Genomic DNA, 12,366 nt, shown 5'->3' with positions numbered 1-12,366 from the left:
GGCACGAGCATGGCTTCCCATCAGGCCGGCCGCGGGCGCGACGAGCGCGCCGGGGCGGAGGACTTCGAATCCGGGCTGGACTACGGCGCGTTCGTCGAGGACGACGCCGCCGACGATCCGAACCGCACCCAGGCGCTGCCCGCCATGGGCCGGGACGACGACGGCGGCGCCCAGCACACCTCGGCGCTCAGCCCCGAGGACCTCGCCGCGCTGCGCGGCGGGGACGCGGCGGCCGCGGACCGACGCGACGCCGGCCGCCCGGTCGCGGACGCCGACCGCGACATCGTCGCCTCCCGGGCCGTGCCCGAGGGCGGCCGGCGGCCGTTGCCCGGCGCCGACGAGCTCGGCCCGCTGAGCGCCGCCGTCGGGGCCCGCCCGGCGGGTTCGAGGACAGCCGCCCCGGTCGACCGCTACCCCGAGGACGGCACCGCCGCCCCCGCGGCGCAGGCGGCGGCCCTGCAGGGCCCCACGCCGGAGGAGCGCGCGCGCCTGCCCAAGGCGGGTCCGCGCCTGGCGCAGGTGCTGCTGGCGGTCCTCGCCCCGCTCGCCCTGCTGCTGGCCGCCGTCCGCCTCGTGGCGAGCCCGGTGTTCCTGTGGCTGGAGTACCACCGGCCCGGGTTCCCCGCGGACCGGTTCGGCTTCACCCTCGCCGACCGCATGCACTACGGCTCCGCCGGGTTGGACTACGTGACCAACCTGGCCGGGCCGCGGTACCTCAGCAGCCTCACACACCAGGGCGCGCCCCTGTTCACCGAGGTCGAGGTCGACCACATGACGGACGTGAAGACCGTGCTGTGGATCGCCACTGCGGCGCTCGTGGTGCTCGTGGTGGTGTGCGCCCTGCTCATCGCGTCCCTGCTGCGCACCAGCCCCGGCGGGGTGCGCCGCGGCCTGTTCGCCGGCGCCGTGTGGCTGCCGCTCGCGGTGATCGCGCTCGCGGTCATGGCGGTGCTGGGCTGGGAGACGTTCTTCGCCGGGTTCCACTCGCTGTTCTTCGCGGACGGCACGTGGACGTTCTCCGTGCGGGACGCCCTCATCCGTCTCTACCCCCAGCAATTCTGGGTGGACGCGGCCGTGGTGGTCGGGCTGGTGACCCTCCTGGCGTCCCTCGTGACGCTCGTGCTCACGTGGCCTACGCGCCGCCGTCGTGAGCTGAGCGCGGACCGCCGCGAGCAGCTGCTGCGGACCCGCCTGCGGTGGGCCCGGGAGGACGACGCCGTGGTGCGCTGACCGCCGCCGGACGGCACCGGGAACGGGCCGGGAGGACGAGGCGTCCTCCCGGCCCGTCGTCGTCCGGGGGCGCGAGGTCAGCGACGGTAGAGGGCCTCGACGTCCTCGGCGTGGTCCTCGATCACCTGGGCCCGCTTGAGCTTCTGGGACTGGGTGACGTGCCCGGAGTCCTCGGTGAACGGGTGGTCCAGGATGCGGAAGCGGCGGATGGACTCGGCGCGGGAGACGCCCGCGTTGACCTGGTCCACCGCCTCCTGGATCGAGGCCAGCACGGTGGGGTCCGTCGCGGCCTCGGCCGGCGTGAGGCTGAGCTCGCGGTCCAGGGCCCACTGGGTGAAGGCCTCGGTGTCCAGGGTGATGAGGGCGCCCACGAACGGGCGGTTCTCGCCGACCACCACGACGTGCTCGATGAGCCGGTGCTGGCGCAGCGCCTCCTCCATGGGCGTGGGGTACACGTTCTTGCCGCCGGCGGTGATGATCACGTCCTTCTTGCGGCCGGTGATCCGCAGGAAGCCGTGCTCGTCCAGCGCGCCGATGTCCCCGGTGCGGAAGAAGTCGTCCTCCATCACCTCCGCCGACGCCTTCGGCATGCCGTGGTAGCCGTCGAACACCACGGGGCCGCGGATGAGGATCTCGCCGTCCTCGGCGATCTTCACCGTCACCCCGGCCACGGGCAGGCCCACGGTGCCCACGCGGTGCGCGCCGGGGATGTTCACGGTGGCCGGCGCGGTGGTCTCCGTGAGGCCGTAGCCCTCCACGATCGGGATGCCGGCGCCGCGGAAGAAGTGCACCAGCTCCGGGGAGAGGGCGGACGCGCCGGACACGCACGAGATCACCTCGCCGCCGAGGGCCTCCCGGATCTTGCGGTAGACCAGCCGGTCGAACAGCGCGCGCCGGGCGCGCAGCAGGGCCGAAGGCCCGGGGCCGTCCCCGAACTCGGCCTCGTCCACGGCCGTGGACCACTCGATGGCGGTGCGCTTGGCGGCCGCGTAGATCGGCCCGGTGCCGCCCTTCTGGGCCTTGGCCTCGATGCCGGCCTCGACCTTCTCGAACACGCGCGGCACGGCCAGCAGCCACGTGGGGTGGAAGGAGGCGAGGTCGCCGAGCAGCGTGGCCGGGGAACCGGAGTGGGCCACCTGGATGCGGGCGTACAGGCAGATGACCTGGACGGCGTGGGCGAGCACGTGGGCCAGCGGGAGGAAGAGCAGGGTGCGCGACGTCGTCGTCTCCGGGGACCACTGGACCACCTCGCGCGCGAAGTGCAGCACGTTGATGGCCGCGCCCACGAAGTTGCCGTGCGTGATCACGGCGCCCTTCGGGCGGCCGGTGGTGCCGGAGGTGTAGACGATCGAGGCGGGGCTGGCGAGGGTCGCCAGGGAGCGGGCGTGCTCGACGGCGTCGTCCGACACGAACGCGCCGGCCTCGGCCAGCTCCGCCAGTCCGGCGTCCGTCAGCGGGAACGTCGCCACGTCCACGCCCGCGTGCCCGGCGGCCTCGGCGACGCGCTCGCCGAGCTCCTCGCTGCCGACGGCGACCACTCGCAGGCCCGAGTCCGTGACGATGTGCTCCACCTGGTGGGCCGAGGAGGTCTCGTAGATCGGCACGGAGACGGCGCCGGCGAACCACACGGCCTGGTCGAGGACGGCCCACGCGTAGGAGGTGGGGGAGAACAGGCCCACCCGGTCCCCGGGCTGGACGCCGCGGGCGATGAGGCCGGCCGCCACGGCGCGCACCTGGGTGAGGAACGCGGTGAAGTGGACGTCCACCCAGCCGCCCGCGCCGTTGCGCACGGCGTACACGGGGGCGTCCGGCCGGTCGGCACAGGAGGCGACGATCAGGTCCGTGATGTTGGAGTCCGCCGGCGGCATGCCGACGAGCTCGGTGGCGGACTCATGGACGGGGCTCTGGTTCTGCACGGTCCGAGGGTATCCACTTCCGGGCGTGCGGCGCGCGGTCGGCACACCCGCGCCCGGGGACGCGGCCGTCAGATCCAGCTGCTGAACCACATCCGCCAGCGCCACTGGTCGTAAGGGATGACGTCGCCGATCCAGACGGGCAGGAAGAACAGGGACACGGCGACGGCGATCGTCACGTACGCCAGCACCAGGGCCGAGCCCCAGCGGGGCCCGGGCCGGCGGCCCGGCCGCAGCAGCAGCGAGAGCGCCAGGGCGATCATCATCACGAGGAAGGGCTCATAGGCGATCGTGTAGAAGAAGAACATGGTCCGCTCGGGCCACAGGAACCACACCAGCTGCCCGGCCGCGTAGGCGCCGAGCAGGGCGCCGGCCCGCCAGTCCCGGTGGCGCACCAGCAGCCACACGCACACGAGGACGGCGGCCAGGCCCGTCCACCACACGAACGGGTTGGCGATGTCCGTGATGGCCGCCGAGCACGCGCCCGCGGCGTCCGCCGGGCAGATCCCCTCGCCGGGCTCTGCACCCTCGTAGTAGTAGCTCACGGGCCGGCCCATAAACGGCCAGGTCCACGGGTTGGCGGCGTAGTCGTGGGGGCTGGTGAGGCCCTGGTGGAAGGTCGTGGACTCCACGTGGTAGTGCCATAGGGAGCGCAGCGGGCCGGGGACCAGCCCGGCGAGCACGCCCTCCGACGGGTTGTCCCGGTGCCAGTCCCGGTAGTAGCCGCCCTCCGTGACGAACCAGCCGGTCCACGAGGCCAGGTAGGCGACCAGGCCGCCGCCCACCACGGCCACGAACGCGTACAGGCCGTCCTTCTCGATGCCGGCCCACGCCCAGTGCCGCACCCCGGCGGTCCGGCGCGCGGACATGTCCCACAGGACCGTGAGCAGGCCGAAGGCCGCCATGAACGCCAGCCCGGAGAGCTTCACGGCGCAGCCGGCGCCCAGCAGCACGCCCGCCAGCAGTCGCCACGGGCGCCAGCCGAGCCACGGCCCGCTGGCCAGGGCGTCGCGTCCCCGCCGGGCGACGTCGTGGGCGAGCCGCGCCGCGAGCAGCCGCCGCCCGTGGACGCGGTCCGCCAAGAGCGCGGCGAAGGCCGCGAGCACGAAGAACGAGAGGAAGATGTCCAGCAGCCCGATGCGGGACATCACCAGGTGGTGGCCCTCCACGGCCAGCAGCAGCCCGGCGACCGCGCCCAGGGACACCGAGCGCAGCAGGTGCTGCGTGGCGAGGGCGACCAGCAGGACGGACAGCGTGCCGGCCACCGCGGCGCTGAACCGCCAGCCCACCCCGTTGTCCGGGCCGAACGCGAGCATGCCCAGGCCGATCAGCCACTTGCCCAGCGGCGGGTGCACCACGTAGGCGGCCCCCTCGAGCGGCTCCGCCTCGCCGCGCGCGAACGCGTCGTTGACGTCCTCGTCCCACCGCCGCTCGTAGCCGGACTCCAGGAGGGCGTAGGCGTCCTTGGGGTAGTAGGTCTCGTCGAAGATCAGCTGGTCCGGGTGGGCCAGGTTCGTGAACCGCAGGACGCCGGCGATCGCCGTGACCAGCAGCGGCAGGATCCAGTGCCACCGCGTCAGGGGTGCCGCACTCACCCCGAGGCGGGCGCGCAGGGCGGCGACGCCGAAGGGGCCGTCGTCGGCCGCGACGGCGGCGGGGCGGGGGGCGAGGGCGGTGGCGGGCACGGGCTCCATGCTAGGGGGACGGGTGGACGGCGAGACGTGCACGGTGACCGGGGCCGTAGGCTCGGGGCAGCCGTCCGTCCGTCGAAAGGTCGTCCCATGCCCGAGGGCCGCATCGTCCTGGCCGCCACCCCCATCGGCAACCTCGGGGACGCGTCCGCGCGCCTGCGTGAGCTGCTGGCGGAGGCGGATGTGATCGCCGCCGAGGACACCCGGACCGCGCGGCGCCTGTGCGCCGGTCTGGGCGTCACCCCGACGGGCAGGGTGGTGGCCCATCACGAGCACAACGAGGCGGCCTCGACTCAGGGGCTGCTGGACCAGGTGCGCGGCGGTGCCACGGTGGCGGTGGTCTCGGACGCGGGCATGCCCACGGTCTCGGACCCGGGGTACCGGCTCGTGGCGGCCGCGGTGTCCGCAGGGCTGCCCGTGACGTGTGCGCCCGGCCCCTCCGCCGTGACCACCGCGCTCGCCCTCTCCGGCCTGCCGACGGACCGGTTCGCCTTCGACGGCTTCGTCCCCCGCAAGGACGGGGAACGACGGCGATGGCTCACCTCCCTGCTGACCGAGGCCCGCACCGTGGTCGCCTTCGAGTCGCCGCAGCGTCTGGCGGACGCGCTGGCCGTCGTCGTGGAGGTCCTCGGTGCGGAGCGGCCGGTGTGCGTGGCCCGCGAGCTCACCAAGCTGCACGAGGAGGTGGTGCGCGGCACCGCGGCCGGAGTGCATGCCTGGGCTGCGGAGCGGCACGCGGGGGAGGGGATCCGCGGGGAGATCGTGCTGGTGATCGGGCCGGCCGCCCCCGGCGCCGAGGGCGAGGCGTCCGAGGCGGACGCCGTCGCCGAGGTGGCGGTGCTGGTGGAGTCCGGCACCCGGTTGAAGGAGGCCGTGGCGGCGGTGGCCGGAGCCCACGGGATGCGGAGCCGGGAGCTCTACCAGGCGGTGCTCGCGGCCCGGGGCTGACACGTCCCCGGCTACACAGATGCTCATGCGCGATGGCGCGGCCCCGGGGCCTGGCTAGGATCAGCCGTGGAGCCGCTGCCGACCGCCGCCGGACGGCGTCGGAATACCCGTGCCCGTCCACCCGTTCCCCTGAGGGACGCGGGGCGCGCCGCCTCCGACCACCGACCCCGAAAGAGGTGCATCATGACCGTGACCGCTGAGCGCGAGAAGGCGCTGCTGGAGTCCGTCCCCACCGGCCTACTGATCGACGGCGAGTGGCGCGATGCCTCCTCCGGCAAGACCTTCGACGTGAAGGACCCGGCCACCGGCAAGGTCATCGCGAGCCTGCAGGACGCGAACTCCGACGACGCCATGGCCGCCTTCGACGCCGCCTGCGCCGCGCAGGCCGATTGGGCCCGCACCCCGGCCAAGGAGCGCGCCGACATCCTGCGCCGCGCCTACGACCTGATCAACGAGCGCGCCGAGGACTTCGCGCTGCTGATGACCCTCGAGATGGGCAAGCCGCTCGCCGAGGCCCGCGGCGAGGTCACGTACGGCAACGGCTTCCTGCGCTGGTTCTCCGAGGAGGCCGGCCGCCACTACGGCCGCACCCTCACCGTGCCCGAGGGCACCCTGCGCATGCAGGTGCACCATCGCCCGGTGGGCCCGTGCCTGCTGATCACCCCGTGGAACTTCCCGCTGGCCATGGCCACCCGCAAGGTGGGCCCCGCCGTCGCCGCCGGCTGCACCATGGTCCTCAAGGCCGCCAAGCTGACCCCGCTGACCACCCAGCTGTTCGCGCAGGTGATGCAGGAGGCCGGCCTGCCCAAGGGCGTGCTCAACGTCGTGGCGGGCTCCTCCGCCTCGTCGATCTCCAGCCCGATCCTGCAGGACCGGCGGCTGCGCAAGGTGTCCTTCACCGGCTCCACCCCGGTCGGTGTGCGCCTCATGAAGGACGCGGCGGACAACGTGCTGCGCACCTCCATGGAGCTCGGCGGCAACGCCCCGCTCATCGTCTTCGAGGACGCGGACCTGGACGCCGCCGTCGAGGGCGCCTTCGCCGCGAAGATGCGCAACATGGGCGAGGCCTGCACCGCCGCCAACCGCTTCCTCGTGCACGAGGACGTGGCCGAGGAGTTCACGCAGAAGTTCGTGGCCAAGCTCGAGGCGCTCAAGCCCCTGCGCGGCACCGACCCGGAGTCCACCCTCGGCCCGATCGTGGACGAGGGCGCGCGCGACGACATCGACCAGCTCGTCCAGGACGCCGTGGCGGCCGGCGGCGAGGTGCTCACCGGCGGCCACAAGATCGAGGGCGACGGCTACTTCTACGCGCCGACCGCGATCAAGGTGGAGAAGGGCAACCCGATCCTCCAGCAGGAGATCTTCGGCCCGGTGGCCCCGATCGTGACCTTCTCCTCCGAGGAGGAGGCCATCGAGATGGCCAACGACACCGAGTACGGCCTCGCCTCCTACGTGTTCACGAAGGATCAGGCCCGGATGTACCGCGTGGCCGAGAGCATCGAGTTCGGCCTGATGGGCTACAACGTGGGCGTCATCTCCAACCCGGCCGCGCCGTTCGGCGGCGTGAAGCAGTCGGGCCTGGGCCGCGAGGGCGGCGCCGAGGGCATCGAGGAGTACACCTCGGTGCAGTACATCGGCATCGCCGACCCGTGGGCGGCCGCGAAGGCCTGACCTCTTCGCCGAGCCGTGTCCTCCGGGGGCGGTATCGGGTGGTATCCGACGTGGATACCACCCGATACCGCCCCCGAGGCGTATCAGCGGCCCGGGCTCGGCTCCCTAGAGTGGGGTGCATGGCCCACGCATCCGAGACCCCCCTCGCCTACCGCGCCCCCGCCCCGCAGCCGGACGACGACGGCGGCCCCCGCCGCGACGCGCGGGAGGAGAAGTCGGGACGTCGGCGGCGCCTCGAGTACCCGCCCGCACCCGAGCCGCTGCCGGTGCCCGTCGTGGACAACCACACGCACCTCGACTTCCGCGACGGCCTGGTCCGCGTGGACGTCCACCAGGCGATGGACGCGGCGGAGGCCGTGGGCGTGGTCGGTGCGGTCCAGGTGGGCTGCGACGTCGCCTCGGCCCGGTTCACGATCGCGGCGATCGAGGCCGAGCCCCGCCTGCTCGGCGCCGTGGCGCTGCACCCCAACGACGCGGCCCGCCTGGCCGAGCGCGGCGAGTTCGAGGAGGCGTTCGCGCAGATCACGGAGCTCGCCCGCCACCCCCGCGTGCGCGCGGTGGGAGAGACGGGCCTCGACTACTTCCGGACGCAGGACGAGGCCGGCCACGCGGCGCAGCAGGAGTCCTTCCGCCGGCACATCCGGCTCGCCCGCGAACTCGGCACGGCCCTGCAGATCCACGACCGGGACGCGCACGACGACGTCGTCCGGATCCTGCTCGAGGAGGCGGCCGACGGCGGGCTGCCCCCGCACGTGGTGTTCCACTGCTTCTCCGGCGGCCCCGATCTGGCCCGCACGTGCGCCGAGCAGGGCTGGCACATGTCCTTCGCCGGCCCCGTCACCTTCAAGGCCAACGACGAGCTGCGCGAGGCGCTGCGGATCGCCCCGGCCGAGCTGCTGCTCGTGGAGACGGACGCGCCCTTCCTCACGCCGCATCCGCACCGGGGCCGCCCCAACGCGCCCTACCTGATCCCGCTGACGCTGCGGGGCATGGCGGAGACGCGCGGCGACGACGTGGCGGCCCTCGCCCGCGCGGTGAGCGAGAACACCGCCCGAGTGTACGGGGCGTTCTAAGCCGATCCAGACCCGGCCCCTAGGATGAGCGACGTGCTGACCCGACTCCTCAAAGCCCGGCTGCCCGAGGGAACGCAGTACCTGGTGGACCGCCCCATGCGGATCCGCCTCGTGTTCGTGGTCCTCGGGTCCGTCCTCGTGGCCGGCCTCGAGATGGTGGCGCTCGCCTCGATCATTCCGCTGGTCAGCCTGCTGACCTCGGGTGAGCTGGGCTCCCCGGTCCTTGAAGGGCTGCTGGCCCGGTTCGGGGCCGTGACGGTGCCGGAGCAGACGGTGGCCTTCGCCGTCGTGATCGTGCTGGCCTTCCTGCTCAAGGCGATCCTGGTGCTCGCGTTCCGCTGGTGGACCATGGGGTTCACCAACCAGAACCTCATCCGCACGTCCGCCACGCTGCTGCGCTATTACCTCCGGGCTGACTATGGCCTGCACCTGACACGCACCGTGGGCACCCTGGTCAACAACGTGACCGGCACCTCCAGCATGGCGTACACGGGCGTGGTGAACGCGTCCGTCACGTTCCTCACGGAGGCCGTGACGCTCGTCGCGGTGGCGGTCGTGGTGGGCGTCTCCATGCCGCTGACGGGGCTCGGGATGGCCCTGTACTTCCTCGCCGTCGCCTGGGTGATCAAGACCGTGATCCGCCGCCCGGCCTCGCGTCTGGGCTGGACCCTGGTGACCACGGGGGAGCGGGCCAACACGGCGGCGCTGCAGGGCCTGGAGAACTACAAGGACGTGAAGATCCGCGGCAACGACTCGGCCTTCATGGAGGAGTACCGGGCCGCCCGCGCGGAGAGCGCCGAAGCCACGCGGCTCAAGATGATCCTCACGATGATGCCGCGCTACGTGCTCGAGGTCGCCTTCGTGGCCGCCATCGCGGCGCTCGTGGCCGTGGCCTTCGTCCAGGGCCGCGGCGGGGAGGCGTTCGGCTCGCTCGCCCTGCTCGCGATGGCCGGCTTCCGCGTGCTGCCGTCCATGGCCGCGCTCATGGCCACCACCAACGAGATCCGCACGTCCTGGCCGGCCTTCGAGCGCACGACGGCGGAGCTCGCCGCCGCGCAGCCGGTCCTGCACGCGGCGGACCGGCCCTACGAACGCATCACGTTCGAGGAGGCCATCGAGGTGCGGGACGCGTCCTTCACCTACCCCGGCAAGACCGAGCCGGTCCTGCGCGACATCGACCTGCGCATCCCCTTCGGCTCCTCGTACGCCTTCGTGGGCGGCAGCGGTGCCGGCAAGACCACCCTGGTGGACCTGGTCATCGGCTTCCACCACGCCCAGCGCGGCGGGGTCTACGTGGACGGGGTGGAGCTCGAGGCCAACCCGCGCGGCTGGTGGGACAACGTGGCGTTCGTCCCGCAGTCCGTCACCGTGGTCAACGGGACGGTGCTGCACAACGTGCTCCTGGACGTCGAGGCCGCCCAGACGGCGGACCGGGCCGAGGTGGAGCGCGTGCTGCGCGAAGCCCAGCTGGGCCAGTGGCTGGACGAGCTCCCCGACGGCCTGGACACCGTGATCGGCGAAGGGGCCGTGGGCGTCTCCGGCGGCCAGCGCCAGCGCCTGGGCATCGCGCGCGCGCTCTTCCGGCGCCCCCGCCTCCTCGTGCTCGACGAGGCGACGTCGGCCCTCGACAACCTCACGGAACGCCGGGTGACCGAGGTGATCGAGTCGCTGCGCGGCCGGATCACGGTCATCGTGGTCGCCCACCGTCTCTCCACGGTCAAGCGCTGCGATCAGATCGTGCTGATGGACCACGGTCGGATCATCGGCCAGGGCACGTTCGCCGGGCTGCAGGAGACGAGCCCCGAGTTCCGCGAGCTCGTCCGGCTCGGTGACCTCTCCACCTGAGCGGAGCCCGCGCCGCTGCGTCCAGGCTACCCCGTCCGGCGCCCCGATAGACTCGCGGGCATGGTCCAGCCCTCCCCGCACCCCGCCCCCGCCCCGCTGCTGAGCGCCGCGGACGTGCGGCGCATCGCCGCCGAGCTGGACCTGCGTCCCACCAAGCAGTGGGGCCAGAACTTCGTGATCGACCCGAACACGATCCGGCGCATCGTGCAGGCCGCGGACGTGACCGCGGACGAGCACGTGCTCGAGATCGGCCCCGGTCTGGGCTCGCTCACCCTCGGCCTGCTGGACGCGGCCGCCGCCGTCACCGCCGTCGAGATCGACTCGGTCACCGCCGCCCGCCTGCCGCGCACCGCCGCCGAGTTCCGCCCCGGGGCCGAGGACGCCCTCGCGGTGCTGCACGCGGACGCCATGACGCTGAGCGAGCAGGCACTGGCCGAGGTCCGGCCCGCCGCCGCCGCCGCCGGCCCCACCGCGCTCGTGGCGAACCTGCCCTACAACGTGGCCGTGCCCGTGCTGCTGCACGCGCTCGCGGTCCTGCCGGGGCTGCGGCACGGCCTGGTGATGGTGCAGGAGGAGGTCGCGGACCGTCTCGCGGCCGGGCCCGGCTCCAAGGTCTACGGCGTCCCGTCCGCCAAGGCGGCGTGGTACGCGGACGTGCGCAAGGCGGGCACCATCGGCACCCAGGTGTTCTGGCCCGCTCCGCGCATCCACTCCGGGCTGGTCGCCTTCACCCGGCGCGAGCCGCCGGCGGGCAGCACGTCCCGCCGGGAGGTCTTCGCCGTGGTGGACGCCGCCTTCGCCCAGCGCCGCAAGACCCTGCGCGCCGCGCTCGCCTCCTGGGCGGGGTCGCCGCAGGCGGCGGAGGACGCCCTGGTGGCCGCCGGCGTGGACCCGCGCGCCCGCGGCGAGGCCCTGGACATCGCGGCCTTCGCGCGGATCGCCGAGCACGGCCCGCGGCGTGCGGCGGAGGTGAGCGCATGACGACGGAGGACCTCGGCCTCGACCCCGCGGCCCGGCACGTCACGGTCAGCGCCCCCGGCAAGGTGAACCTGTCCCTGCGGGTGGGGCCGCCCGGCGCGGACGGCTACCACCCCGTGGCCACCGTGTACCTGGCCGTCAGCCTGCGGGAGACCGTCACGGCGATCGCGCGCACGGACGGGAGGATCACCGTCGGCCCGTCGGGCCGCCACATCAGTCTGGTGGACACCCAGGACGTGCCCTGGGACGAGCGCAACCTCGCGCACCGCGCCGCCGCACACCTGAGGCACACCCTCGGACTCGATCCTGACAGCCACGGCGTGCACCTCGAGGTCGCCAAGCAGGTCCCGGTCGCGGGCGGCATGGGCGGCGGCTCCGCCGACGCAGCCGCCGCGCTGCTCGCGTGCAGCGTCCTGTGGGAGACCGGGCACACCCGCGCCGAGCTCGCCGAGCTGGCCGCCCCGCTGGGCGCGGACGTGCCCTTCAGCGTGCTGGGCGGCGCCGCCGTCGGGCTCGGGACCGGGGCCGAGCTGACCCCCGTCGCGGCCCGCACCCCGGTGCACCTCGTCCTCGTCCCGGCGGACGCCGGGCTGTCCACCCCCGTGGTGTTCCAGACCCTGGACGAGCTGCGCCGGGAGGGCCACCTGCCCGACGGGCCGGCGCGCCCGGAGGTGAACGAGGCCGTCCTGCGGGCCCTCGCCGCGGCCGACCCGCTCGAACTCGCCACCGCCATGGACAACGACCTGCAGACCCCGGCCGTCGTCCTGTTCCCCGAGCTCTCGGACGTCCTCGACCTCGGCCTGGACGAGGGCGCGCTGCGCGGTATGGTCTCCGGCTCCGGCCCCACCCTGCTCTTCGTGGCCCAGGACGAGGCTTCCGCGCTGCGGCTGGCCTCGGCCATCGAGGAGCGCACGGGAGTGCGCGCCCTCCCCGTCCACGGCCCCGTGCCCGGCGCCCACGTGCTGTGACACCCGGCGGCGCACCCCGCCGCACCCTGACCACCCCTCCTCCGTCCGG

9 protein-coding genes are annotated in these 12,366 nt (G+C 73.8%); 7 read left to right on the top strand and 2 right to left on the bottom strand.

Translation table 11 applies throughout. The annotated features are described in order from the left end of the window. Window positions 1-9: 9 nt before the first annotated feature. Entirely contained in the window at window positions 10-1,230 is a 1,221-nt protein-coding gene (locus ACZ1IK_RS02280; RefSeq protein ID WP_073115930.1) for a TIGR01906 family membrane protein, read from the top strand. A 77-nt stretch (window positions 1,231-1,307) separates the two neighbouring features. Here the strand turns inward: ACZ1IK_RS02280 and ACZ1IK_RS02275 are convergent, their stop codons facing one another. Further along, window positions 1,308-3,146, bottom strand: coding sequence for an AMP-dependent synthetase/ligase (locus ACZ1IK_RS02275; RefSeq protein ID WP_465098293.1), 1,839 nt, complete (start codon window positions 3,144-3,146; stop codon window positions 1,308-1,310). A 68-nt stretch (window positions 3,147-3,214) separates the two neighbouring features. Beyond that, window positions 3,215-4,828 carry a dolichyl-phosphate-mannose--protein mannosyltransferase gene (locus tag ACZ1IK_RS02270; RefSeq protein WP_465098292.1) on the bottom strand — a complete coding sequence of 538 codons (1,614 nt, stop codon included), beginning with the start codon at window positions 4,826-4,828 and terminating at the stop codon, window positions 3,215-3,217. 96 nt (window positions 4,829-4,924) lie between these two features. On the opposite strand from ACZ1IK_RS02270, the gene rsmI reads away from it, so the two are divergent. The 6 genes from rsmI to ACZ1IK_RS02240 all read left to right on the top strand — a co-directional run bounded on the left by rsmI (window position 4,925) and on the right by ACZ1IK_RS02240 (window position 12,317). Next, on the top strand, window positions 4,925-5,782 hold the full coding sequence (gene rsmI, locus ACZ1IK_RS02265; protein ID WP_465098291.1) for a 16S rRNA (cytidine(1402)-2'-O)-methyltransferase: 858 nt from the start codon (window positions 4,925-4,927) through the stop codon (window positions 5,780-5,782). A 183-nt stretch (window positions 5,783-5,965) separates the two neighbouring features. Beyond that, window positions 5,966-7,453 (top strand): NAD-dependent succinate-semialdehyde dehydrogenase, encoded by a 1,488-nt coding sequence (locus ACZ1IK_RS02260; RefSeq protein ID WP_065573326.1) that lies wholly within the window; start codon window positions 5,966-5,968, stop codon window positions 7,451-7,453. Between the two features lie 119 nt (window positions 7,454-7,572). After that, the gene (locus ACZ1IK_RS02255) at window positions 7,573-8,526 is read left to right on the top strand and encodes a TatD family hydrolase (protein WP_465098290.1); all 954 of its coding nucleotides are present in this window, start codon (window positions 7,573-7,575) and stop codon (window positions 8,524-8,526) included. Window positions 8,527-8,559: 33 nt separating this feature from the next. Beyond that, window positions 8,560-10,371 carry an ABC transporter ATP-binding protein gene (locus ACZ1IK_RS02250; protein WP_465098289.1) on the top strand — a complete coding sequence of 604 codons (1,812 nt, stop codon included), beginning with the start codon at window positions 8,560-8,562 and terminating at the stop codon, window positions 10,369-10,371. A gap of 60 nt (window positions 10,372-10,431) precedes the next feature. Then, complete coding sequence (gene rsmA / locus ACZ1IK_RS02245; protein WP_465098288.1) at window positions 10,432-11,352, top strand: 16S rRNA (adenine(1518)-N(6)/adenine(1519)-N(6))-dimethyltransferase RsmA; 921 nt, start codon at window positions 10,432-10,434, stop codon at window positions 11,350-11,352. Next, window positions 11,349-12,317 (top strand): 4-(cytidine 5'-diphospho)-2-C-methyl-D-erythritol kinase, encoded by a 969-nt coding sequence (locus ACZ1IK_RS02240; RefSeq protein ID WP_070709113.1) that lies wholly within the window; start codon window positions 11,349-11,351, stop codon window positions 12,315-12,317. Before rsmA ends, ACZ1IK_RS02240 begins: the two co-directional genes overlap by 4 nt. Window positions 12,318-12,366 lie beyond the last annotated feature (49 nt).

Source organism: Micrococcus sp. CS26 (assembly GCF_055522295.1).
Note: the sequence above shows the minus strand (reverse complement) of the source record. Positions and strands in the feature narration are given on the sequence as shown.